At 59.4% G+C, this 24079-nt stretch carries 27 protein-coding genes and 1 pseudogene; 9 read left to right on the top strand and 19 right to left on the bottom strand.

Annotated elements, in window-relative coordinates; translation table 11 throughout:
- Positions 1–424 precede the first annotated feature (424 nt).
- The 15 genes from HNQ65_RS16170 to HNQ65_RS16100 all read right to left on the bottom strand — a co-directional run bounded on the left by HNQ65_RS16170 (position 425) and on the right by HNQ65_RS16100 (position 14119).
- Positions 425–826, bottom strand: a complete 402-nt coding sequence (locus tag HNQ65_RS16170; protein WP_184340781.1) for an HNH endonuclease — start codon at positions 824–826, stop codon at positions 425–427.
- 3 nt (positions 827–829) lie between these two features.
- Positions 830–1087 (bottom strand): hypothetical protein, encoded by a 258-nt coding sequence (locus tag HNQ65_RS16165; RefSeq protein ID WP_184340779.1) that lies wholly within the window; start codon positions 1085–1087, stop codon positions 830–832.
- 117 nt (positions 1088–1204) lie between these two features.
- Positions 1205–1414: a hypothetical protein gene (locus HNQ65_RS16160; RefSeq protein WP_184340776.1), complete on the bottom strand. Its 210-nt coding sequence runs from the start codon at positions 1412–1414 to the stop codon at positions 1205–1207.
- A 39-nt stretch (positions 1415–1453) separates the two neighbouring features.
- Entirely contained in the window at positions 1454–3010 is a 1557-nt protein-coding gene (locus HNQ65_RS16155) for a phytoene desaturase family protein (RefSeq protein ID WP_184340774.1), read from the bottom strand.
- Positions 3011–3509: 499 nt separating this feature from the next.
- Entirely contained in the window at positions 3510–4307 is a 798-nt protein-coding gene (locus tag HNQ65_RS16150; protein WP_184340772.1) for a hypothetical protein, read from the bottom strand.
- 1369 nt (positions 4308–5676) lie between these two features.
- Positions 5677–7017 (bottom strand): sulfate adenylyltransferase subunit 1, encoded by a 1341-nt coding sequence (locus tag HNQ65_RS16145; protein ID WP_184340770.1) that lies wholly within the window; start codon positions 7015–7017, stop codon positions 5677–5679.
- 26 nt (positions 7018–7043) lie between these two features.
- Entirely contained in the window at positions 7044–7535 is a 492-nt protein-coding gene (locus tag HNQ65_RS16140) for a YfbM family protein (protein WP_246438354.1), read from the bottom strand.
- 9 nt (positions 7536–7544) lie between these two features.
- Positions 7545–8453, bottom strand: a complete 909-nt coding sequence (gene cysD / locus HNQ65_RS16135) for a sulfate adenylyltransferase subunit CysD (protein ID WP_184340766.1) — start codon at positions 8451–8453, stop codon at positions 7545–7547.
- Positions 8454–8466: 13 nt separating this feature from the next.
- Positions 8467–9213 carry a sulfite exporter TauE/SafE family protein gene (locus tag HNQ65_RS16130; protein WP_184340764.1) on the bottom strand — a complete coding sequence of 249 codons (747 nt, stop codon included), beginning with the start codon at positions 9211–9213 and terminating at the stop codon, positions 8467–8469.
- Positions 9214–9219: 6 nt separating this feature from the next.
- Positions 9220–9876, bottom strand: coding sequence for a phosphoadenosine phosphosulfate reductase domain-containing protein (locus tag HNQ65_RS16125; protein ID WP_184340762.1), 657 nt, complete (start codon positions 9874–9876; stop codon positions 9220–9222).
- 143 nt (positions 9877–10019) lie between these two features.
- A complete protein-coding gene (gene rpmA / locus HNQ65_RS16120; RefSeq protein WP_184340760.1) occupies positions 10020–10274 on the bottom strand; it encodes a 50S ribosomal protein L27 in 255 nt (84 codons plus the stop codon).
- Positions 10275–10295: 21 nt separating this feature from the next.
- The gene (rplU, locus tag HNQ65_RS16115) at positions 10296–10610 is read right to left on the bottom strand and encodes a 50S ribosomal protein L21 (RefSeq protein WP_184340758.1); all 315 of its coding nucleotides are present in this window, start codon (positions 10608–10610) and stop codon (positions 10296–10298) included.
- A gap of 114 nt (positions 10611–10724) precedes the next feature.
- Positions 10725–11525 (bottom strand): HAD family hydrolase, encoded by an 801-nt coding sequence (locus HNQ65_RS16110; protein ID WP_184340756.1) that lies wholly within the window; start codon positions 11523–11525, stop codon positions 10725–10727.
- A gap of 17 nt (positions 11526–11542) precedes the next feature.
- Positions 11543–13018, bottom strand: coding sequence for a hypothetical protein (locus HNQ65_RS16105; RefSeq protein WP_184340754.1), 1476 nt, complete (start codon positions 13016–13018; stop codon positions 11543–11545).
- Between the two features lie 30 nt (positions 13019–13048).
- On the bottom strand, positions 13049–14119 hold the full coding sequence (locus HNQ65_RS16100; protein WP_184340752.1) for an OmpA family protein: 1071 nt from the start codon (positions 14117–14119) through the stop codon (positions 13049–13051).
- A 108-nt stretch (positions 14120–14227) separates the two neighbouring features.
- Between HNQ65_RS16100 and HNQ65_RS16095 the strand changes: the two genes are divergently transcribed.
- The 5 genes and pseudogenes from HNQ65_RS16095 to HNQ65_RS16075 all read left to right on the top strand — a co-directional run.
- Positions 14228–14947: a Fe-Mn family superoxide dismutase gene (locus tag HNQ65_RS16095; RefSeq protein WP_221306189.1), complete on the top strand. Its 720-nt coding sequence runs from the start codon at positions 14228–14230 to the stop codon at positions 14945–14947.
- A 116-nt stretch (positions 14948–15063) separates the two neighbouring features.
- The gene (locus HNQ65_RS16090; protein WP_184340749.1) at positions 15064–15597 is read left to right on the top strand and encodes a hypothetical protein; all 534 of its coding nucleotides are present in this window, start codon (positions 15064–15066) and stop codon (positions 15595–15597) included.
- 34 nt (positions 15598–15631) lie between these two features.
- On the top strand, positions 15632–16018 hold the full coding sequence (locus HNQ65_RS16085) for a rhodanese-like domain-containing protein (RefSeq protein ID WP_184340747.1): 387 nt from the start codon (positions 15632–15634) through the stop codon (positions 16016–16018).
- A 98-nt stretch (positions 16019–16116) separates the two neighbouring features.
- Positions 16117–16380, top strand: a complete 264-nt coding sequence (locus HNQ65_RS16080; RefSeq protein ID WP_184340745.1) for a hypothetical protein — start codon at positions 16117–16119, stop codon at positions 16378–16380.
- Positions 16381–16610: 230 nt separating this feature from the next.
- A pseudogene (locus HNQ65_RS16075) lies at positions 16611–16796 on the top strand (PIN domain-containing protein); the annotation flags it as partial.
- A 1-nt stretch (position 16797) separates the two neighbouring features.
- Here the strand turns inward: HNQ65_RS16075 and HNQ65_RS16070 are convergent.
- The 4 genes from HNQ65_RS16070 to HNQ65_RS16055 all read right to left on the bottom strand — a co-directional run bounded on the left by HNQ65_RS16070 (position 16798) and on the right by HNQ65_RS16055 (position 21102).
- Positions 16798–17592, bottom strand: a complete 795-nt coding sequence (locus HNQ65_RS16070) for a tRNA threonylcarbamoyladenosine dehydratase (RefSeq protein ID WP_184340741.1) — start codon at positions 17590–17592, stop codon at positions 16798–16800.
- A 99-nt stretch (positions 17593–17691) separates the two neighbouring features.
- Positions 17692–18723 (bottom strand): SMP-30/gluconolactonase/LRE family protein, encoded by a 1032-nt coding sequence (locus HNQ65_RS16065; protein ID WP_184340739.1) that lies wholly within the window; start codon positions 18721–18723, stop codon positions 17692–17694.
- A 124-nt stretch (positions 18724–18847) separates the two neighbouring features.
- Entirely contained in the window at positions 18848–20218 is a 1371-nt protein-coding gene (locus HNQ65_RS16060; protein ID WP_184340737.1) for a Gfo/Idh/MocA family protein, read from the bottom strand.
- 32 nt (positions 20219–20250) lie between these two features.
- On the bottom strand, positions 20251–21102 hold the full coding sequence (locus tag HNQ65_RS16055; protein ID WP_184340735.1) for a sugar phosphate isomerase/epimerase family protein: 852 nt from the start codon (positions 21100–21102) through the stop codon (positions 20251–20253).
- 230 nt (positions 21103–21332) lie between these two features.
- On the opposite strand from HNQ65_RS16055, the gene HNQ65_RS16050 reads away from it, so the two are divergent.
- From HNQ65_RS16050 to HNQ65_RS16035, 4 genes are all read left to right on the top strand, one after another.
- On the top strand, positions 21333–21830 hold the full coding sequence (locus tag HNQ65_RS16050) for a LysM peptidoglycan-binding domain-containing protein (protein WP_184340733.1): 498 nt from the start codon (positions 21333–21335) through the stop codon (positions 21828–21830).
- A gap of 92 nt (positions 21831–21922) precedes the next feature.
- A complete protein-coding gene (locus tag HNQ65_RS16045) occupies positions 21923–22534 on the top strand; it encodes a sigma-70 family RNA polymerase sigma factor (RefSeq protein ID WP_184340731.1) in 612 nt (203 codons plus the stop codon).
- On the top strand, positions 22518–23165 hold the full coding sequence (locus tag HNQ65_RS16040) for an anti-sigma factor family protein (RefSeq protein ID WP_184340729.1): 648 nt from the start codon (positions 22518–22520) through the stop codon (positions 23163–23165). The genes HNQ65_RS16045 and HNQ65_RS16040 overlap by 17 nt, the downstream gene beginning before the upstream one ends.
- Positions 23162–23665 (top strand): hypothetical protein, encoded by a 504-nt coding sequence (locus HNQ65_RS16035; protein ID WP_184340727.1) that lies wholly within the window; start codon positions 23162–23164, stop codon positions 23663–23665. The genes HNQ65_RS16040 and HNQ65_RS16035 overlap by 4 nt, the downstream gene beginning before the upstream one ends.
- Positions 23666–24079: the final 414 nt, after the last annotated feature.

Raw genomic sequence — 24079 nt, 5'->3', positions numbered from 1 at the left:
GCGTTACTCATCCATTTGGTTTCGTTTGAGGGCATCAAAAGAGCCCCTCGAAGGAATCAGTCTTAGCCCAAGCCCCATTCGTTGGAATGACTCTGGACAAATCGTTTACCGCACGGTCATGGCTGGTATATGCTGGATGACTTTCTGTTCAAACCATCCGCATCCCACTCTCGACGTGCCATTGTTCATCGGTCCATCTAGAAGACTTGTCTTTTTTGATGCAAATCCAGCTGAACTACCTTTCATCGCAAACCGAATTGACGAATGGCTTATCAAGCAAGGACACAGTCCAGTATACAACATCCAATAACATCGAGAAGACGGGGTCAGGGTGGAATGGCACTGTGAGCGGGAACGGGGTCAGGGTGCAAAAAATCAAAAATAGCCTCCAAGACTGTGCTCAAGCAATCTCCCGGGCAGCGACTCAATCCAGTTCACCTAATTCCAGAAGGAGATGGCGCTGAGCGAGATTGTCAGTGTCGTTGAAGCGGAGAAGCCACGCCGTGGTTCGGCCCACAGCCGTGAGGCCGAGAATGTAGGGGCCCTCGCGGCGGAAGTGGTCTTCCCAGAGGTCTTTTCGCGGGTGATACAAACGAGTCAGCTCACCCGAGTCGGGATCGATGCTGGAAAGATTCGGACCTTTGACCGCATTACACCAAGAGCAGGCGAGAGCGAGGTTTTCCTGCGCGTCGGTGCCGCCATGCTGCTGCGCGATGATGTGCTCGATGTGGAAAGGGCTTTCCTCCTCATCCTCCTGGCGTAGCCGACAGTACTCGCAACGGTTCCCCGCGCGCTGCCGGACCTCGTTTCGAATGGCGGGTTCCATGCCTCAGGCAGCCTGGCGTTTCAAAAAGAGCCTGGCCTGGAGTTTGAGAATCGACATCATCTTGCCTGCATAGATGTAGCTCCAGTACTCGGACTCCTCATCACGGGCGAGCTTCCCCTCATTGGCCTTGGCCGCCAGTTCTTCCATGCGGGCCGTTTTGGCGGCGTCTGGCTCGATTTGAACGATGTTTGCCGCCGTCTCAGCCGTAAAGCACGGACGGGCGGGATCGAGCATCTTTTCGAGGCTGGAGAATGCGTTCATGGCTCTTGGAATCTGCCACATCGTCTGACGGGCGCAACCATGCTGTGCGCGCTGGAAATACGGCTGGGAGCCCGTTCACGCGTTTGATTCCTCCCGCAAAACCAGGAATTCGTGATGCTATGCTGCCCTGGCCTTGAGCCCCAGATAAGTCAGCGTATCTGCCAGATCCACCAGTCCTTCGGCTTCAGCCCTTTCCTGATCGGTGAGAGTCTGTCCCGCATCCTGTTTGTCCAGCAGGGCGGTCAGCCGTTCACTGACCCCGGCAGGCAGCTTGAACCGCGCCAGATCGCCCGGCAGTTCAAGATCAAGATGGATCGACTGTGACATGACAGAAGTTTATCGTTTGCTTCTGATTGGCGTAACATCTCAGTTCTCCCCACAATCCGCCAGCACCACCTTGGCCGCATTGTACCCGCACAAGCCCGTGACATTCCCTCCGGGATGCGTCGAGCCCCCACAGAGATAAAGCCCCGCAAGGCCGCTGCGGTAATGTCCTGCGCCCGGGAAAGGCCGATGATAACCAATCTGGTCATGGGCAAACGAACCCACCAGCAAATCCCCGCGCATCATGTTGGGCAGCAGGCGCTCGGTATCCAGCGCGCTGCGCGTGAAGGAATCCAGCACCGCGCTCTCCAGATTCGGCGCGTGGCGCTGCCACAGCGCGAGCATGCGGCGGCCATGCGCGTCCTTCTCCGCGTCCCAGTTTCGCGCATCGCCACGCAGAGCGTAGGGCAGCTTTTCCCACATGAAGGCGGTATGGCAGCCTGCGGGGGCCTGGGACGGATCAAACAACGTGGGGCACGCGCCCCACATGACCGTGCGCGGAATCTCTCCCCGCTCATGGGCAGCCACGATCTCATGAAACTGCGTCACATCATCCAGGCCGAGGATGGTCATGAAGGCCTGGCTCAGTTCCGGATGCTTCTCCGCTGCGGTATAGCGCGGCGGCTCGCTCAGATTGAGATTCAGCGCGAACAACGGCGCCAGCAGGTTGTACTCAAACGCAGCGGCTTTTTCCCGCAGGTGCGAAGGCGCAACATCCGCCGGGATGAGATCCAGAAACGTCTGCTGCGGATTCAGCCCGCTGGCGACGAACTGCGTTGCCTCGATGCGGTCGCCGCTCACGGACTCCACCCCGCAGGCGCGGCCGCCGCGTGTGAGGATCGAGCGCGGCTGCCAGCTGGTAAACACCTCGCCGCCATGCTCATGCAGATCCGCGCACAGCGCCTCGGCCAGACGGCGCGAGCCGCCGATGCACATCTGCGCCTTGCGCGGACTGGCCAGCAGCGCGGGGATGGAATGCCCAAAACCCTTCTGCCGTAGATCCACCTCGCGCAGGCCGTTGAAGAACAGCAGTCCCGCCCGCACGGCAGGGTGCTCAAACTCGCGCATGACAAACTCCACCGGAGACAGCGCCTGCACCTCCAGCAGCGTGCGGCCCAGGGTGCTCTGCTGCAGCCGCGCCACGCGCTCCTCCGGCGGCAGCGGCAGGCTGCGCGACTCGGGAATAAGGATCTGCTCCACGATGGGCCGGAAGCGCTCCGTCCACTCACGCAGGCGCTCCGCATCACGTGGAGAGATGGCGGCAAAGGAGGCGCAGGTCTTTTCAAAATCCGTCCACCACTCCAGCACGCGGTCGTCCGGCAGGATCATCGCCACATTGAGCTCCGGCTCGATATAGCGCACCCCATAGCGCTCCACCTCCAGCTCCTGATACCACGGCATGGTGGTGATGGCCCGGTGAAAGAAGGAGTGCGTGTTGTGCTGGAATCCCGACCCAGACGGATGCTCCACCGTGGCCAGCCCACCGCCCGCCACCGCATTTTTCTCCACCACCGCCACCTTCAGACCCGCACGCGCTGCATAGCAGGCAAGCACCAGCGCATTATGCCCGGAACCAAGGATGAGGCCGTCGTAGGTCATGATTGCCTGTTAAAACGCGGCCATGAGCTGATCTCACACATGAGAGGATAACATCAGCAAGCACGCTCCACCGTAGGATGGGTGTGGCGACAGCCCGCCCGTCCATCAGCGCTCCACAAACATCAGGACCTTCCCGCCTCTCAGTCGGGCGCTTTGGCGAAAGCCCCCACTGGTACATAAAAATGCCACGGACTCCAAACACCCCCATCCTTACCACCCGAACGGCGCACGATCCACGAACGCCCTCACACCACGATCAATCGAAAACAGTTCCGCTCTCTCCTTGCCCCAGCCGCCTCTCTTCACACCAGCCCCAAAGGGGCGGCCTATCGTAGCCCAGGGATGCCGAGCTTTAGCGAGGTTTCCCTGGGTTCTGCCAGCCAGCCCAGGAAAGCAAACCCATCGCCTTCTTCGCGCGCCGCGCCCTCCAGCAGCGTCTCCCCGCCACTCCGCCTCGCCCCCTTCACCACCATCCCACATGCCAGGCGCGCTCGCGCCATCACTCCCTCCCCGGCACACACCACGTCTGCAAATGAATGTTCTGCCGTGTGTGATGCACCGCAGGCTCGAAATTCGTCCACACAAGGCTCATCTTCCCAGGTGCCTCAACTTTCCACTCGCTCAGATTCGGCGAGGCATACTTGCGCTGCTGCCGCGGATCCACCTTCTGCTCCCCATCTTCAAACGCCAGATCGTCGAGCTTCCAGCCATCCAGCGTGACGTGAAACTCCGCCTTGCCAATCGTCCCTTTCCAGCTGCCGCCCGTGCGCGTGGTGTACGAGAAGTAAGTGTCTCCCATGACAGAGCGGCCATTCGTGGCAATGTACTCCCGCTCCACAACCACATCGCGATCCGGCGGAAACGTGACGGTGATGGTGTAAAAGTCGGCCGTAGCTCCTTCAGCAGAGTTCCCGAGGTGACACTTGGACGTTTCCAGATCCTGCCAGCCACGCAGCTTCTTCGACGGCACCTCTCGTCCGTCCACACGGCTGACCATCGAATGGATGGTACCGGTGTCGGCCTCGGTATGAAAATCCGGAAAACCGAGCATCTGCACGGCATCGCCACTCACTTTGCTGCTGCGAAACACAAAGCGGCAGTGCACGTGCGTCTCCGTCCTGCCAAAGGTGATGTCAATCCGCTCCGACACCATCCTCACAACAGATTCCTCGCCACGAAACTCCCCCACCGGCTCCGGACCATGGGCACCCAGATTGATGCTGGCATCATTGGCACGCAGAGGCGCAATGATGACGGCCAGGAGAGCTGTAGAAAAAAGCGTGGTGCGGAAAAGCATTCACCCATACAAGCCAGTGCAAGAGCCACTGGCAAGCATGGGCGCGATCAAATCCAAATCAGCCTGGATCTCGAAAAGAATATCCGATGGAACCGGCGAGCGCAGCAGCCCCTGCGGTAAGGCGGAAACACCGCCTGCTATTTGAAAACAACAGCCAGGCGACTAATACCACTGGCAGTTGAAAACGAGTCTGCACAGGATCACAGACTCAGAGTCTTCCTCGGATAACAAGTGGAATGGCTGGTCCGCTATCTTGGATCGTGGGATGGGTGTGGCGATAGCCCGTAAGTGCATGAGCGTGCCGCAGGTTCTGGGGCCTGAAAGCGCAGCGTCCCATTTGGAGTGCGGTCGCGCAGTGAGGAACGAACGAAGCTACCGCTTTGATTCGCTTCGCTCACCCTACGGGCTCCTTTCAGTCGTCTGTTTGCCTTCGGCTATCTCCGCTACGCTCCGGTTCGCTTCGCTCGGCTCCGCAGGCCGGACAGCTGGCTGAGGCCGAAGAACCTTCACGCCCCCGCGAAAGCGGTGGCTCCGATGCAGGCCTGCGCCTTGCATCTGCGCGACCGCACTCCAAATCCAGATGCACGCCATGCCTGCGGCGACAGAATTGCAGACCCGTTTTCAAGGACTCGTGGTATAATACCACGATCAGTTAACCACAGCTCGATTCACTTCATCGCACCAGCCCCAAAGGGGCTGCGTAATTGAGCCCAGGGTCAGCCGAGCCTCAGCGAGGCAGACCCTGGGTAAGGACGCACACACACGGAAAGCAAACCCATCGCCCTCTTTGCACACCGCGCCCTCCAGCAGCGCTTCTCCGCCATTCCGCATACGCCCTGAACGGCGCACAATCTACGGACGTCCTCACACCACGATCAAACAAAAACAGGTCCGTTCTCTCCTCGCTCCAAGTCCCCTTCATCGCACCAACCCCAAAGGGGTTGTGTAGTTGAGCCCAGGGTCAGCCAGCTTGTCCTCCGAAGCTCGCAGAGCGAAGGAGGAAGCCTAAGCGAGGCAGACCCTGGGTATGTCCGAACAAATCCGGAAAGCAAACCCATCGCCTCCTTTGCACACCTCGCTCTCCAGCAGCTTGTCCTTCGTAGCTTTAGCGAAGAATGGGCGTCTCTCCGCCATTCCGCCTCGCTGTGACTCCCTTTGCCGCCCGGGCGGTGACACGCTTCCCGAAAACCGTCTGCACCACGATACGCTGAAAACAGCCCTGCAGGCGGAAGCACGAGCCGACGGAGGGGGATCATCTTGATCCCCCCACCTGCAACGTGTTCGCGGATGGTCCGGAAACGCTGGGCGATGTAGAGGCCTGTGTGGGATCAGGTCGATCCCACGAACCCGTTTTCAGCTATGCGCCGTACTAGATCGCCACTTCCGCGTCCTCGTCTCCGGCATCGACCAGCGGCTTGAGGATCATGCCTGCGGCCACGGTGTTGTTGGTCTGCTCATCCACGAGCACGAAGCTGCCGGTGGTGCGGTTCTTGGAGTAGGCGTCAAAGAAGATCGGCGATGCGCAGCGCAGGCGGATGCAGCCGATGTCATTGAGCGCAAACTCCTTGCTGGCAGCGCTCTTTTCCAGCGTGCTGATGTTCACCTTGTAGAGCACATCCGTGACCACAGCGCGCACATCATTCGTGGTGTGGCGCAGGTGGAAACGGCTGCGGGGCTTGAGCGTCTTCTTGTCCGCAAACCAGCAGATCATCGCGTCAAACTCCTGGGCCGTCTGCGCAGGCTCGCCTGCCTTCACGATCATGCCGCCACGGCTGGTGTCGATCTCATCGGCCACAGTGATGCTGTAGCTGAGCTGCGGGATGGCTTCCTCCTGCGGACCTTCAAAGGTGTGAATCCCGGTGATCTTCGTCTTCATCTCGGACGGATACACGAGCACGTCATCGCCCACCTTGAAGGTGCCGCTGGCCACGCGTCCGGCAAAGCCGCGATAGTCATGCAGATTGCCGAGCTTGGCGTCTTCGCGGTCGGAGATGGGGCGGATGACCCACTGCACAGGGAAGCGTGCTTCATCCACGGCGGTTTCCGTATGCACCTGCGCAGTCTCCAGATGCTGCAGGAGGGACGGACCGGTGTACCACGGAGTGTTCTCCGACTTGTCCACCACGTTGTCCCCATTGAGCGCGCTCATGGGAATCGGCGTCACATGCGGCAGGTTCTCAAGCCCCTTGGCAAAGGCCATGTAGTCAGCCACGATCTTGTCATAAACCGCCTGGTCAAAGTTCACCAGGTCCATCTTGTTCACCGCCAGCACGATGTGGCCGATGCGCAGCAGCGAGGCCAGATACGTATGGCGCATGGTCTGCTCAATGACGCCCAGACGTGCATCAATCAGGATGATCGCAAGGTCTGCGGTGGATGCCCCCGTGACCATGTTGCGCGTGTACTGAATGTGCCCCGGAGTATCCGCGATGATGAACTTCCGCTTCGGCGTGGCGAAATAACGATAAGCCACATCAATCGTGATCCCCTGCTCACGCTCGGCACGCAGGCCGTCGGTAAGCAGCGCAAGATTCACATGCGCATCGCCACGACGCTTGGAGGATTCTTCGACCGCAAGAAGCTGGTCTTCGAAGATCGACTTCGAGTCATACAGCAGGCGACCGATGAGGGTGCTTTTGCCATCGTCGACCGAACCAGCGGTCGTGAAGCGAAGAAGAGAGGATTCAGTAGGGTTAACGAGAACGTCCATGATCTGATAAGGGAAATGAGTTTGTATTATGAGAGGTAAAGAATGACCGGCTCCTGAGCGTTCGCCGCGTCGACAAAGTATGTTTTCAGACACTTAAAATGGTTCAATACGTAGCTACGATCTGTCTCCGATCCGGTCCATCCTTGGGGATAAATTTCAGCCTTACGCGCAGCTTCGATATCAAAGCGATTCCAAAGTTCATCTTCCGAAATGGAGGTCAATGCGGTGGCCACTTCGACGACCTGCTCAGGCAAAAGAAATCGAGCGGGACCATACACCACTTCAACATCACCAATCTCCGTGCCACCCATGACGGCGTTACACAGCGGCTCATCGCCATCCAAAGCGTCGCCTGTCAGAAGGAAATGAATGATCTGCCAGGACTTGTCGATGTCGAGATAACGGCCAGCCTCAAATTCGGTATCGTCTTCTGGAAAAAGCATGTCCAGAATCAAGTCAGGCTCGTTTAGAACCTGTTCGAGCTGGTCATTAGTGACCCGAAGATAGCTGCCGCACATTGACATAAATCAGAAGTACCCTTCCTTCTTGCGGTCTTCCATGGCAGTCTCAGAGCGCTTGTCATCGGCACGCGTTCCGCGTTCTGTCTGGCGTGCAGCAGCTACTTCGGCGACGATTTCGTCGATTGTGCTGGCGGTGGATTCGACAGCACCGGTGCAGGTGGCGTCGCCGACGGTGCGGAAGCGGATGGTCATCTCCTTCACACGGGGCTTCTCTTCATCGAGCAGCGGGATGATGCCGGTGCTGGCATCGAGAAGCTGGCCGTGGCGCTCGATGATCTTGCGCTGATGGCTGAAGTAGAGGCTGGGCAGGGGAATGTTTTCCTGGCGGATGTACTGCCAGATGTCCATCTCGGTCCAGTTGCTGAGCGGGAACACACGGAAGTGCTCGCCGAAGTGCTTGCGGCCGTTGAAGATGTTCCAGAGCTCAGGGCGCTGGTTCTTGGGGTCCCACTGGCCGAACTCATCGCGGTGGCTGAAGAAGCGCTCCTTGGCGCGGGCTTTCTCTTCATCACGACGACCACCGCCAAGGCAGGCGTCAAACTGATGCTCCTCGATGGTATCGAGCAGTGTCACGGTCTGCAGCTTGTTGCGGCTGGCGGTGTGGCCTTTTTCTTCCTGCACGCGGCCTTCATCAATGGACTTCTGCACGAGTCCCACAGTCAGTGTGGCACCGATCTCCTGCACGAACCAGTCACGGTACTCCATGGCCTCAGGGAAGTTGTGGCCGGTGTCCACATGCAGCAGCGGGAAGGGCAGCTTGGAGGGATAGAAGGCTTTGCGCGCCAGCCAGGCCATGACGATGGAGTCCTTGCCACCGGAGAAAAGCAGGGCGGGTTTCTGGAACTGCGCAGCGGTTTCCCGTAGGATGTAGATGGCCTCGGATTCGAGGAATTGGAGATGAGTGATCGCAGACATGGGACGGATGGAATTAAAGGATTTTGAAAACGCGGAGGGAATTGACGACGACGATCAGCAGACCCACGAGCACCATGAAGGGCTTGTGCGGGATGTGCTTGGCAGCCCACGCAGCCAGCGGCGCGGCGATGACACCACCGAGAGCGAGCGCGACGATAATGTTCCAATGCGTGAGGCCGATCGTGAGGAAGAAGGTGATGGACGCGGAGAGTGTGACGAAGAACTCCACGGCATTCACGCTTCCAACCGTGATGCGTGTGTCATTGCCACGAATGATCAGATTGGAGGCCACAATCGGCCCCCAGCCGCCGCCGCACATGGCATCCACCAGCGCCCCCACAAAGCCCAGCGGTGCGAGATGCGTGGTGACCTTCTTTGGTGGCACCCGTGTGAAGGCCTTGGCAATAATGACCACACCCATGACGATGAGGTACATGGAGATGTAGGGCTTGAGCACCTTGCCATCAATGGAGGTCAGGATGTAAGCACCCATCACGGCACCAATCACCGCAGGGACGAGCAACCGCCGGAACAGATTACGGTCCACATTCCCAAACGCATGATGCGAAAGGCCCGAGGCCCCGGTGGTAAAACACTCCGCCGCATGCACCGTGGCACTGACCACCCGCGGCTCCACGCCAAAGACTGACAGCAGCGACGAGGCGCTGACGCCATAAGCCATGCCCAGCGCGCCATCGATCAGCTGAGCCACAAAGCCCGCCACCACGTAGAGTCCGAATTCTGGAGTCAGAAAATCCATGGACGCTTACGCTTTATCGGTGACCAGCTTGGCGTGCAGACCGCACTCATGCTTTTCATCGCCCTTGGCGGGATCGTAGTAGGTGCGCTCGTTCGGCAGCGAGTGCTCAGCCAGATAGGCATCCATCTCCACCGGCGTCCAGTCGAGGATGGGGTTCACCTTGAGGCAGTTGAACTTGGCGTCCCACATGAAGGGCTGCAGCGTGGCGGCCCGCTGGGGGTTTTGCTCCTTGCGCAGCGCGGTGATCCACACCTTCGGTGCCAGTTCGCACATGCCGCGCTCAAAGGGCTCCAGCTTCATGATGCGGCTGAAGGATTCCACACGCTCCACTTCATCCGGCATCGGCACCTGCCCACCATTCAGCGCCAGCCAATGCGCGGCGGTCATCTTCGGCAGATAAGGCTTCAGGTTGAGATTCAGACGCTCGCGGCTCTTTTCCGCAAAGCGGTAGGTTTCAGGAAGGTTGGTTCCATGATCCACCCAAAGCACTGGCACATCCGCCTGCTGCTCCGCCACCAGATGCAGAATCACCGCCTCATACGGACGGAAGTTGGTGGTCACGATGGCACCGCCAGCGGCATGAGCGAGGGCAGTCTGAATGATTTGCTGCGGAGACTGGCCGCGGGCCGTGTCGTTGAGAGCTTGGATTTGTTCAGGATTCATGCGAGGGGGAGCGATCATTCACCTAATTCTCGATGTGTAAAGTAGGAAATTAAACAAACTTGCTGAATCCGACACAAAAATGGGCATAAAAAAGGGCGCGGATGTTATCCGCGCCCAAAGATAAAAATCGTCTGTAACTGAACTTACGCCTGAAGAGCGGGCTCAATATTCACACGGGTACCATCCTTGTCGAAAAGCACCTTTCCGTCCACGAGGGCGAAGATGGTGTGGTCGCGGCCGATGCCGACATTACGACCAGGAACCCACTTCGTACCACGCTGGCGAAGGATGATGTTGCCTGCGATGACGGCTTCGCCGCCGAATTTCTTGACGCCAAGACGCTTGCTCTGGCTGTCGCGACCGTTTTTAACGGAACCTTGTCCTTTTTTATGGGCCATGAGAGGAGGGGGAGTGGAGGATTAAGCGTTGATGGCGGTGATCTGCACGAGGGTCAGCGGCTGGCGGTGACCACGGGTCTTGTGGAAGCCCTTGCGCTTACGGAACTTGAAGGTGGTTGCCTTGTCAGCCTTGTGCTGGCTGAGCACCTTGGCGGAAACGGTGGCACCTGCCACAGTAGGAGCGCCCACTTTGATGCTGCTGCCTTCACCGGCGACGAGCACCTGGTCGAAAGTGGCGGTTTCGCCTTCAGCAGATTCGAGCTTCTCCACGTCGAGCTTGTCGCCCACGGAGACTTTATACTGCTTGCCGCCTGTTTTGATGATTGCGTATGCCATAACCTGAAAAAGTGAGAGTTCTACGTCCTCCTTGGGAAGAGGGGCGCGGAGGTTTCCACACGTCCCCCCATTCGGCAAGAGAAAATTCCCTCGAAATCTTTAGAAAAGATAAAATTAGGCTCCCGGAGCCGGGGAATTTCCAAAAAAATGCGTCAGCGCCTCCATCATTCCCTCGCTGGCACGACGGGAAGCGATGAATCCGCCTCGTGAGTGCACGACCTGCTTGATCGGATCCAGCGCATTCACCGGGCAGGCGATCATGTGCGCATGGCGCGGGTCCAGCATGCTGAGATCATTGAAATTGTCTCCTGCGGCAAAGCAGGCCGCCGCATTCAATCCTAGCAGGCGCGCCAGTTCGCTGAGCGCGGTGCCTTTGCTGTAGCCGCTGTGGGAAAAGCGCAGGTAGATGCCATTGCGATGGTAGCCGATGTCCGGATATTGCTGCGCGTGTGAGTCGATGTAGGCGCATATCGCGTCCATCTCGAGGTCATTGCTGCCCACGATGCCCATCTCTCCAGCGCTCCCGGTGATGAAGGAGGCCTGGGTGTGCGTCTCAACCATCTGCTTGATGGCCTGTAGTGACTGCTGGTGGTCTTTGACAAAACGCTCCTGCGCACGGCGTGCCTTGCGGTTCCATGAACCGTAGTCCGTCCAGCGGCTGAAGAAGCCCGGCTTATAGATGTCGCTCTCCTGCGCGATAATGAAGTCCGGCTCGTAAAAAATGCCGTACTGCGCGAGCCCCTCCAGCGTCTGGCCCAGGCTGCGGCCGGTGTTGATCACCCAGGCAGCGCCCTGGCTGCGCAGAGCCTGAATCATCTGCCCAAAGCCGGGATGGTACACGGGATCGCTCTCAGGATGCACGAGAGTGCCGTCGAAGTCGAAACAGAGAATAAAGCGGTGTTTGGGAGCGGCCATGCAAAGGGGGAAGTCACTTACGCTGCAAAAGAGACCGGCTGCAAGACCGCGATGACACGCCAGAAGGCCATGACACACAGTGCCCATAGGGCGGTTTCGTAAATCACGAAAACGGGCAGCCGCATCTTCCGCCGACGTGCCCGGTGTACCAAGGATTCGCTGGCCCAGATGAGGCTGAGCACGAGTGGCGGATACAGCGCCAGATGCCGGTTTCCCCAAGTAAGCACAGGGATATCCCAGCCAAAATCCAAGGTGCACGCCACACAGGCCAGCACGCTGAAAAACGCCAGGGGCGCCGTCTCTGGATGCAACGCCTGTCCTGCATGGGCAGCACGCGGGGCCACAAAACCGAGGATGAGCAGCAGAATGCCCAAGATGCCTGCCAGACTGATGACGAACAGCCCGCGCTCATGTGGCAGGGAGTCAAAACGCCAGGGCAGCTGCAGGACCGCCTCGGTCATTTTCACCGCGCCTTGATGCAGGCGGGTCTTGATTTGCTCGGGGCTGTGGGTCTCCAGATAACCGGCATAGCCCGGGCGTTTATCTTCAGGCACGGCCAGCAGGGCCTCGCGTGTGTGATGCGCCGTGGTCCACTGCTTCATGGCAGCCGTGTTTTCAAACCAGCGCCAGTAGAAGGGCGAGGCACAGCCCATGTGCTCCTTGGAGTAGGCCAGCATGGGCCCAACGGTGATGAGATGGCAGGCTACCAGCAGCACCAGGCCCAGCAAGTGATTCCGCCACACCCAGAGAGAGGTGCCCTCCTCCTTGGGCAGGTGGGCCTGCACCCAGCCCCAAAGCCAGCGCAGCGTGCTCACAAAGACAAAAGACATCACCAAGGTGGTGGTGGTGGGCAGGGTCAGATTGGCGAGCGCGGAAAGGAAACCGATGAGGCCGTAGAGCCAGAGGGAGTTGCGCTGCAGCGCCGCGATGCAGCACACCCACACCAGCAGGAAGAGCAGCTGGAAGAGCACGTCTGGCGCAAACAGGCGCGCCGAGGGCAGCAGCACCCCGAAGCCGATGGTGAGGATCGTCACCAGTGCGGCGGGGACGGAGAACACCCGCGCCGCAGCCAGACCCAGCACCAGCAGGAACCCGAGGCCTAGACCGGCCAGCCAGCGCCTTCCTGTGCGGAGCACAAGCTCGTCTGCCGATGTCAGATCAGTTGCTGGCGGCTTGTGCCCCTCCGCCACATTCCAGGCAGCCAGCCAGGGCCAGAGAGGACGCACCACGCCATCCGTGCGGTGAGGCAGCCAGTCATTCAGCGGCTGCGAGACGCTTTTGGAAAAGTCCGGGGTGAGGTCATGCCGCGTGGCAATGGCAGCCTCCAGATACTGCCGCTCTTGCTCCGTGATGCCGCCACCTGCACTGCTCTGCAGCTGGAAAGCCTGCAGGTAGCACCACGCAAAGAGCACCAGGCCTGCGACCATCACCATCCAGCGGCCGCCGCGAAGCCAAAGTTTTGTTAACTGGAGAAACACCGTCTTCACCAACATGCACTCTGCGAGTTTGACTTGAGTGTTTGCTTATTTCTTCGGGCGTACCTTGATTTCCACACGGCGGTTCATGCCCTGCTGCTCCACGGTGCCAGAGGTGCTGACGATGGGTTTTGATTTGCCCATGCCCACGGCCTGGATGCGATCCGTGCCCAGCCCCAGAGATTCCCGCAGCCAGTTCACCACCGCGCTGGCGCGGCGCATGCTGAGTTCCAAATTGTAGTCTTCTCCACCGAAGCTGTCGGTGTGCCCCTCGATGATGAAGAGGGAGTCTGGATTTTTCTGGATGAGGAAGCCGAGCTTCATGAGGCTGAGGCGGGCCGTTTCGGCCAACTGGTCACTGCCATACTCAAAGAGCAGATCCGTGGGCATCAGGATCGGGGCGGTGCTGCCACCCATCTTGCCGCCGCCACCGAGGAGATCGTCGAGATTGCTGAAGCCCTTCACACGCGCACCCGCAGCCGTGGCGGTGCCCTGGCTTTTCACGGCATCCAGCAGACCGGTGTCCACCTTGCCTCCATCTCCAGGCTCCAGCGCGCCTGCATCCAGCAGCATCTGCTTTTCTGACACGGGCTTGGACAGCACATCCCGGCGCACGCTGGCCATCTCTGCGGCGATATCCGGCGCCTCCAAGGCCTGTGGGGCCAGGAGCTTGGCCATCTCGCTGCCTTTGGGAGTGCCGGGGGCTCCGTCTCCGGGGTCGTTGGCACGGATGAAGTTGGTGATCTCCTTCACATTCGGAGTGAGGTCGATTTCCTGGTTTTTGGGCAGCTCCTGCAGCTTGTCAAAATCGTCCAGTTTGGGCTCGAAGGCCTTCATGTCCGGCACATTTCCCGGCGCGATAGTCTCGGGAATCTGCTGAATGGCCTTCTGATCTTTCAGGAGCCGCTCGTCGATGCGGATGCGTTCGGGCACCTCGCGCATTTTGGCCGGTGTCACATTGGAGATGCCCAGGGTGTCAAAGCCCACGACCAGCATCATGTGAAAAACCACGGAGAGAATGAGCGCAAACATCATCCACCACTTCAGGCTCCAGTCGTCTCGGGAACGAAAGGAGGACTGTGGAGTGGTCCACTCGGGGGGATGGGTGACTGCGGCCATGACGTACCAACGGTACCATGAGCCCAAAGCTTTGCACGCGGCACTTTAACCGTGACATTGGCTACACCAGATTCGTATCCTTCGGTTCCAACCCCACACCCCACCACCATGAACCGACGCGCCTTCCTCACCACCAGCACTGCGGCATTCGCAGGTGTGCTGGCCGCCCCCTCCACCAGCCTCGCGCTGGATCTCACCCAGGCTCCTCTGCCCTACGCCCCCGAAGCCCTGGAACCGCACATCGATGCGCTGACCATGAACATCCACTTTGGCAAGCACCACACCGCCTACATTTCCAAGCTGGGAGATGCGCTCAAGGCCGCCAGCATCGGCAAAACTGACGCCATCGAGCTAGTGAGCGACATCAAATCCCTGCCTGAGGCCTCCCAGACTGCCATCCGCAACAACGGCGGCGGCCATGTGAACCACACCTGGTTCTGGAAATGGATGGCCCCGGCTGGCAGCGGCCCGAAAAGCCCCGAAGGCAAGCTGGGTGCTGCCATCCAGAGCACGTTCTCCAGCGTGGACGACTTCAAAAAGGTCTTTGGCGAGGCCGGGGTGAAGCGCTTTGGCTCCGGCTGGGCCTGGCTGATCGTGACCAAGGACGGTAAGCTCAAGGTCACCTCCACGCCGAATCAGGACAACCCGCTCATGAAGGGCATTGTGGACGAGGCTGATCTCGGCACACCGATCCTGGGACTGGATGTGTGGGAGCACGCCTACTACCTGAAGTACCAAAACAAGCGCCCCGACTACATCGCCGCCTGGTGGAATGTGGTGAACTGGGCCGAGGTGGCCAAAGGCTACGAGGCCGCCATCAAGGCCTGACGCCTAAATGACGAAATCAGAATGCCGAATGATGAACAAGACAGTGATGCCCTGAGGCAGAAGCCTCGCTTGTTTCGTCATTCGGCATTTCCCAGCCACGCCCTCCTGTTCTTCCCATGACTGAACTCATCGAGGTCAAGCTCACGGAGCTGAACCAGCTGTTCAATTCCCTGGACCCATCCCCCTTTCACGAGCGGGATCTCGACCATGATGCAGAGGAGTTCATCGTCAGCTGGGCACAGGAGCACCCGCACAAGCATGACCTGAAACTCTTGGTGCATCTGGCCAAAGCGCCCGCTGGCGTGGCCGATGCGCAGAAGCTCGTCTCGGACTCCATCGCGCATTACTTCGAGTACCGCGCCGAAATGACGCTGCGCGAATTCAAACGCTTGATGCGCGAGGGGCGGAAGTCACTGCTCATCGGCCTGCTCTTCCTGGCGCTGTGCCAGTTTGCCGCCAGGCTTCTTGCGCCATCCACCGCCAACTGGCAGAGCTTTGCTGGCGAAGGGCTCACCATCATGGGCTGGGTGGCCATGTGGAAGCCGCTGGAGATCTACCTCTACCGCTGGTGGCCCCTGCTGGCACTGAGAAAACTCTATCAGCGTCTCAGCCGCATGCCTGTGGAAGTCCGCTGCTCTTCTTCCACTTGAAACTTTAAACCTTAAACTTGGGAACCTATACATCATGAACCGCACCTTTTTCATCACCACTCTCCTCACCCTCATCATCCCCGCCATGTCCATCGCCGCAGACCCCGTCAAACATGTGAAAGCCGACGAAGCCGCCAAGATCATCTCCGCTGAGAAAGTCGTGATCGTGGATGTGCGCACGCCGGATGAATTTAAAGACGGTCACATCAAGGGCGCGAAAAACATCGACATCATGTCTGCCGACTTCGAAGCGCAACTGGCCAAGCTGGACAAAACCCAGCCCACACTGGTGCACTGCCAGGCCGGTGGCCGCAGCACCCGTGCGCTCCCGTCTTTTGAGAAACTCGGCTTCACCCACCTCATTCACCTGGACGATGGCTTCGGCGGCTGGGTGAAGGCTGGTAAGCCTGTGGAGAAGTAGCACTGGCACGTATTTGTCTGATGGTGCCTGATGGCAGAGCTCCCTGAGCAGAAGCAAAAAACATTGGGAGATTCCACTTCATGTGGCATCCTTGCACCATGCCTACAACACTGACGCTAGACGACGATCTTGCCGGATTGCTCCGCACCGCAGCGCAGCAAAAGGGCCAGCCTGTGGCCGAACTGGCTTTCAGCCTGCTGCGAACCGCTCTGGACAAACCTGAGAGGCAGCGGTCTGCGGCCACACCATTCCGCATTCACCCGCATCAGGGGGTCTTTGCTCCCGGTGTTCCGCTCCAAAAATTGAACCGTCTTGCCGACGAGCTCGATGTGGAGTGCTTTCTGGACCGGCAGAAATCATGATCCTGCCAGACCTCAACCTGCTGATTTACGCCTACAATCTGTCGGCACCTGATCATACGGCTGCCCGGTCGTGGTAGGAGGATGTGATGACACGGGGAGTGGAAGTGGGGCTGCCGTTGAATGTGGCGCTGGGTTTTATTCGCCTGATGACGAACCCCAGAATCATCCAGCCCCCAATGCAGCTCTCCGCAGCTTTGTCATAAGTTCGCCGCTGGTTCTCCGCTTCAAACGTCATGCTGCTGCACCCCACGCCCGAGCATTGGGATGTGCTGGAAAAGATAGGCTGGACAGGCGCGGACGTGTCTGATGCTCACCTCGCTGCACTGGCCATCGAACATCATGCCGAGTTGCACACCAACGACCTCGACTTCTCTCGTTGCCCAGGGCTGCACTGGAGAAATCCGCTGGCCCAGTGATTCATACTTCTTTCACCAGTCTCTTCACCACCTCCGCCGCGAGCACAAAGCCAAACGTGCCGGTGACGTGGGTCGCCGCGCCAAAACCAGCGGCGCAGTCGAGACGCAGGCCGGTTTCGGCACCGGACTCGGGCTCCAGTGAGCAGGAGCCATCCGCCCAAGGATAGACCGGTTTCTCGCTGGAAAAGACGCAGGGGATGCCCATCGCCAGAGGGCGGCCCTCCTCGCTCTTGGGAAAGCCGTGCTGGCGGCGCAGGCACTGGCGCACGCCTTTGAGCAGCGTGTCCGCCCCGGCAAGACCGAGGTCTGACGTGCGAATGAGTGTGGGATCGCGCCGACCACCCGCAGAGCCGGAGGTGATGACGGGCATGCCGCGTGCCTGGCATTTGGCCAGAATCAGCGCCTTGATGGAGGTGCGGTCCACGGCATCGACCACGAAATCAAAACCTGGTGCCAGCAGCCGGTCTGCGTTCGATTCGGTGAGGAACTCAATGACGCGGTTCACGCGGCAGGCGGGATTGATCTCAGCCACGCGTGCGGCCAGCACATCCACCTTGGAAACACCCACGGTATGTGCCAGCGCCGGGAGCTGGCGGTTGGTGTTGGTGATGCAGACGTCATCCATGTCGATCAGCGTCAGCGCACCGACACCGCTGCGCGCCAGCGCCTCCACCACCCAGGAGCCGACGCCGCCCACGCCCACAATGGCCACATGCGCAGCCTGAAGGCGTGGCAGTGCCGCAGCTCCATAGAGCCGCCCAATGCCGCCAAAGCGCTGCGTGTATGCTTCATCCATGCAGTCGTTTAATACGTGCGTCACAAAAGATCAAGGAGCCGGAATCTCTGACGCCGGTGCCTCACCGGGGTCAGAGACCCCGGCGCCTTGGCGTTAAGCTCAGCAATGATGCGCGCCACGTGTGTTCACATGCAGCGAGTAGAGGCTCTGAGAGGCGGTGATGAACAGGCGATTTCGCTTGGGCCCGCCGAAGCAGAGATTGCTGACGGTTTCAGGGAGCTTGATGTAGCCGAGCATTTTGCCTTCGGGATTGAAGACATGGACGCCATCGTAGCCATCGCCGATCCATCCGGCGCTGGCCCAGAGATTGCCCTCAACATCGCAGCGGATGCCGTCTGAGTTGCCTTTCGCTTTCTTGTCCGCCAGCGCGCCTTTGTTGGTGGTGAAGACCTTGCCGTTTTTCACCGTTTTGCCATCCACGTCATACACACGGATGTTTTTTGGCGAGCCGGTATCCACGATGTACACCTTCTTGTAGTCTGGCGAGAAGCAGAGCCCGTTGGGCTTTTCCAGATCTTCGGTGATCTTGGTGATCTCACCGCCCGGGTCAATGCGATAGACGGACTCCTTGAGATGGAGCTCTCCTTTGTTTCCTTCGTAATCCATCATGCTGCCGTAGCCGGGATCGGTGAACCAGATGGAGCCGTCTGCATGCACCGCGCCGTCGTTTGGAGCATTGAGCGGTTTGCCGTCAAACTTGTCCGCCAGCACGGTGACGCTGCCATCGAGTTCATAGCGCACCACGCGACGCGTGGCGTGCTCAAAGGAGATCTGGCGGCCCTGCAGGTCGAAAGTGTTGCCGTTGCTGTTGTTGGCGTTGTTGCGCATGACGGAGACATGGCCGTCTTCGGGAAGGTAGCGCATCTGCGCGTTGTTGGGGATGTCGCTCCACACGAGGTAGTTGCCAGCGCCGTTCCAGGCGGGGCCCTCGGCCCAGAGCATGCCGGTGTGCAGGCGGCGAATGGGGGAGTTTCCCTGAATGAGTTTTTCAAACTCGGGCTCCAGCACGATGACGTCCGGGTCTGGATAACGCTCCGGTGTCTGGCCGGACCAGTCGCGGGAGAGCAGGGTGGTGGTGGTGGCGGCGGAGACGGCGAAACTGGTGAGGAAGGTGCGGCGGCTGGTGTTCATGGCGTGGTGTGGTTGTAGCGAATGGAACGCGGGAGTAGCAAGGCTTTCATCGTGCTGTGTTTCATAAAAAAGCCCCGGCCGCATCTCTGCAGCCGGGGCCGTGGATTCATTCACACATGGAGCATCACACCACCGGGGCGCCGGGGATGTCCTTGCCAGGGATGGCGATGGGGTACCAGCCGTCTGCGTCCGGCTTCACCGGAGGCTCGGACTCGGGGGTGATGATGTTGGGCATGTGCTGCACCTTGGAGTTCAGCACATCTTCCCATTTCAGCTCCTTGCCGGAGTAGGTGGCCATGCGGCCCATGATGGCGGTCATGGTGGACTCGGCACCGTAGTAGGCGTTGTTCAGCGGCTTGTTTTCGCGGATGGCAGCTTGCAGGGTGTCGTGCTCGGTCTGGTACGGATCCGGATCCAGCTTCTTGGCACCGCCTTTGGCTGCACCACCGTCTTTGCCGCCGGGGCGGTACTTCCAGATGGTGTTGCCCTTGTGGTCGTTGGCGTAGCAGCGGCCGCTGTTGTCGAGGTAGATCTTGCCCTTGGTGCCGGTGAATTCTTCTCGCACGGCATTGCTCACGCCGGACTGGTGGCGGCACTGGCTGTTCACGCGCACGCCGTTTTCATAGGTGTACTCCACATAGTGGTGGTCATAGATCTGGCCGAACTTCTTGTCCACGCGCTGCATACGACCGCCCATGCCTGCGGCACTGACGGGGTGGCCGCCGATGAACCAGTTGGCCACGTCGATGTTGTGAATGTGCTGCTCGTTGATGTGGTCTCCGCACAGCCAGGTGAAGAAGTACCAGTTGTTGATCTGGTACATGAGCTCGGACTGGTCGGGGCGCTTGTCGCGGAACCAGATGCCGCCGCCGTTCCAGTAAACCTGGCCGGAGACGATGTCGCCGATGATGCCCTGCTCTTTCACCTGTGTGAGGGCGTCCTTGTAGCAGTTCTGGTAGCGGCGCTGCAGACCGACGACGACCTTGAGGTTCTTCTCATCAGCCACCTTGGCCATCTCAAGCACCTTGCGCACGCCGGGGGCGTCCACAGCGACGGGCTTTTCCATGAAGATGTTTTTGCCGGCATTCACCGCAGCCTCGAAATGATACGGGCGGAAGCCGGGAGGGGTGGTGAGAATGACGAGGTCGCAGCAGTCGATGACTTTCTTGTAGGCGTCTGTGCCAGCAAAGATGCGGGAGTCGTCCACCTTGACCTTGTCAGGCACTTTGTTGCGCAGATTGCTCAGCGCGCCATCGGCCTTTTCTTTGAAGGCGTCAGCCACGGCGTGGAGCGTGATGCCCTGCTGATTGGTGCTGAGGGCCTGGCCGGCGGCGCCGGTGCCACGGCCACCGCAACCGATGAGGCCGATTTTGATTTCATCGCTGCCAGCGGCCCAGGCGGACTGGGCGACGGTCAGCGCACTGGCGGCGGCGGTGGTGCCGATAAACTGGCGGCGGGACGTGGCCGCAGCGGGGGTGGTGGTCGGTGTGTTCATGATGAGATGAATGGTTTGAGGTGGGCTGAATCTCAGGCGAGCGCGTTTTTGATGAGCGCGAAGCCTTCGGTGTAAACTTGTTCGGTGTTGGGGAAGAAATCGCGCCAGACACGCGTAGCGGCGGCCAGGTCGGGCAGGGCGCTGCCGAAGGCCTCGATGGTCATCCAGCCGTCATAGCCGATTTTCTTGAGGTGCTTGATCTGCTCCACGATATTGATGTGGCCACGGCCGGGAGTGCCGCGATCATTCTCAGAGATGTGCACGTGGTTGAGCTTGCCGGAGGCAAAGACGGTGTCGATGGCGGCAATGGGGTTCTTTTCCTCGATGTTGGCGTGGAAGGTGTCGTACATCGTGCCGAAGTTCGGATGGTCCACACGCTTCACATAGGCGGCGGCCTGCTCCATGGTGTTGAGCAGGTGCGCCTCGAAGCGGTTCAGCGCCTCGATGGCGCATTTGACGCCGGCGGCTTCTGCGATGGGGGCGATGGCGCGATGCACTTCCGCAGCGCCTGCGAGCTCAGCCTCGGATGGAAAAGCGCCTGTGAACTGGCCCAGCACCTGGTAGTAAGGGCCTACCAGAGTCTGCACGCCGGCATTGTGCGCGCATTCGATCACACGCTTGAGGTGGTCGATGGCACCCTGGCGGTTTGCTGCCACGGGGCTGATGGCATTGTGGGCTTCATCAGGCAGCACGGTGACAGCAGTGCACTCGAGGCCGTTGTCTTTCAGCACCTGGCCGATGCCCTTGAAGTGGGCAGGATTACTGACGTCAAAGATCGGAACCTCGACTCCATCGTAGCCGGTGGCCTTGAGTTTTTCGATGACAGGGTAGTTAGCCTCAGTGATGTGGCCGGAGTAGAGCAGGAGATTGAATCCGATTTTCATGGGGTGGGACGCGAAGCTAGGGAATAGCGGGCGAATTGGCAAGGCTTGTGTCGGAAGATTTCCCTCAGTGGGCAGAACGCCTCACACGCGCCCCCTATTACGCCGACCTGAGTAAATCGCACCAGGGGCGCAGCGACGGCAAAATTGGCATTGAAAAGGGTGCGCCAGATTTCATTAGTGCACAGGTCTCTTGCCTCGGAGGTTTGCAGGCCGGAATCATACCCCTCATCATGACCGCCCTTCGTTTCATCGCGCTGTCCCTCACCTGCCTCGCCTTGGCTTCCTGTGAAAACATGAAGAAATCCGGCAGCAGTGATCCCTACGCCTCCAACTACAACAGCGACGGCCACTACAATCCCTACCCGAGCCAGGGTGGACGCAGCACCCCCAGCTACCAGACACCCCCGGCCTCCACTCTGCCAGCAGATCCAGAGCCGCCGAACCCTTACGCTTTCGGCAGTTCCAAAAAATCTCCGCCAGCCAGCAGCGGCAGCACCAAGTCATCTAGCAGCAAAAAGACCGTTGCTTCCAGCAGTTCCGCCAAGAAGAAGACCACTCCGACGAAATCCGGCACCAAGAAATCTTCCGGCTCCCGCTACACAGTGGCCAAAGGGGACACCCTTTCTGCCATTGCCCGCAAAAAGGGCACTTCAGTGGCCAAGATCAAGGCAGCCAATGGCATGAGTGGAGACCTGATCCGCCCTGGACAGGCCTTGAAGATCCCGTGAGGATGCTGCCTGCGCTGTTTTATGACTTAAAATCGTGCTCGCCCTGAATTTTTCCACAGTCTAGGCCGTCAATCCTCTGCCATCACAAATCCATGCCTGCCGCAGCCGCGACTGATCCTGGCGAAGTCTCTGACATCGACTTGGTCAAACGTAGCCAAGCAGGCGACACGCGAGCATTTGACACCCTTGTCACTCGCTACCGTGGGAGGATCTACGCCATGACTTACCACCTCATCCAGAACGAAACCGAGGCCTGGGACCTCGCCCAGGAGGCCTTCATCAAGGCCTGGCGAGCCCTGCCAACGTTCAAGCACGATGCGGGGTTTTACACCTGGCTTTACCGGATCGCGCACAATGTGTGCTATGACTGGCTGCGGAAGAAAAAGATCCAGGGCGATGGTGAATTTGACGATGAGCGCTCCGAGCACCGTGTGGCTGTAGGTGCCGAGGCCGCTCCCAAAAGTGATCTGGCGCCCGATGCTGCCATGAGCAATGCCGAACTAGGCAGCCGAATCCGTGCCGCTATCGCCAAGCTTTCGCCCGAACACCGGCAGGTCATCGTCCTGCGCGAGGTGGAAGGGATGGCCTATGAAGAAATCGCCGCCCTCATCCCCTGCTCTCTTGGAACTGTGATGTCCCGGCTCTTCTACGCTCGTAAAAAACTTCAAGAACTCCTCCACGACGTTTATGAAAACTCCCACTGATGATCATGAACTCATCCGCTGGATTGATGGCGAGATGAACGAAGCTGAACGCGCCCAGTTTGAGGAACGCCTCAAGCAAGAACCCGAGCTCGATACAGAAGCCCGGAAAATGCGCTGTCTGAGTGATACTCTCCGCGCTCACATGCCCGCAGTGATGCGGGTGCCACACGCTGATTACTTCAACACCCAGATCGGCGTACGCATCACCCAGATGGCACTCGACGATGCACGCGCCCGCACCACCACCTCCGGCTGGGGCACGCAGCTGCTGCAGTGGTTTCGGCAGCCTTGGTTTGCAATGGCCGGGGCTGCCGCGCTGGCGGTGCTTTGCTTTATGGCGATGAATCCGGTGGGCAGCGGGCCCTCCGGCAGCATGATTCTCAGCTCCTACACCCCAAACACCCATGTGCAGGCGCGCACCTACCACGACCAGAATGCAGACGCCACCGTGCTGATGCTCGACGGTCTGGACGCGATGCCTGCCGATCGTAAGATCAGCGGAGTCAACATTCAGCGCAGCGAGGTGGAACCCGAACTGGCCTCCACCACCATGTATGATGCCAAAGGTGCCGCCGTCCTCATGATCTCCCGCGACGCCTTGGGCAATCCCCTCCTCTCCCCTGAAGGATGAAGGTCTTTCTAAAAGCACTGATCCTGCTTCTCGGCCTGGCATCTGCCACAGCGCAGGAAAATGCGGCTCCGCCTGTTGTGTCGTCTGCGAAACACGCGACAGACGGGCACGTCTGGGGGGCGCTCATCTTTGCCACCAACAATGCCGAACAGCTCACTGGAGCCACGGGTGAAGCCCACGCGGACCTGCCCAAGCTCAATGAGCGGCTGGCCAAGGTGTTTCCCTTCAAGCATTTTGAGATTCTGGGGCAGCACCGGCAGGATATTTTTCGCGAGTATGAATCCTGGGTGGTCCCCTCACGGGATCTCTTCATGAAGATCGACTCCAAAGGCCCGGCTGCTGACAACAATGGCGTCAATCTCCACATGCAGGTATGGCGTCAGCAGCAGGTTCTTGTTAAAAGCGATGCCGTTCTGCGGAAAAACAGCCCGCTTTTCATTGGGGGGCCGTCCTGGAAGGATGGGCGTCTGATATTTGTGCTGTTTTTGGAGCGCAAGTGAGCCTGTCTCTTGGCGGCTGCCTTCTATGAGTGAGGGCATGCCGCACCGTCAATCTGCCGCTTTTCTCGGCATCTATTCATGACGAGTTGTAATGCGCGGACTTGTGAGCCTGGCAGCGCCGTAGTTTTCAGTTGAGATGCGTTGGGACGCGTCGCGGTGTCTTTTGAGCCGCGTTGGGCCTATTGTGTTTCACGGGCGTTGAGGAGCTGGTGTGCAGCACTGCGTGGCGGCGTGTCGTTTGTGCGCCGGGCTGCGGTGTGCGCGCAGTGGTGATTGTCAGCGTGTTTTTAGTCATGTAATTTGGCGCAACAGACAACAAACAAAAAACCCCGCATCCTTTTTGAGGGGATGCGGGGTGATGTTTAATCTGGCAACGTCCTACTTTCGCATGGCCTGTCGCCATACTATCATCGG

It is taken from the genome of Prosthecobacter vanneervenii (assembly GCF_014203095.1).
Taxonomy (GTDB): domain Bacteria; phylum Verrucomicrobiota; class Verrucomicrobiia; order Verrucomicrobiales; family Verrucomicrobiaceae; genus Prosthecobacter; species Prosthecobacter vanneervenii.
Note: the sequence above shows the minus strand (reverse complement) of the source record. Positions and strands in the feature narration are given on the sequence as shown.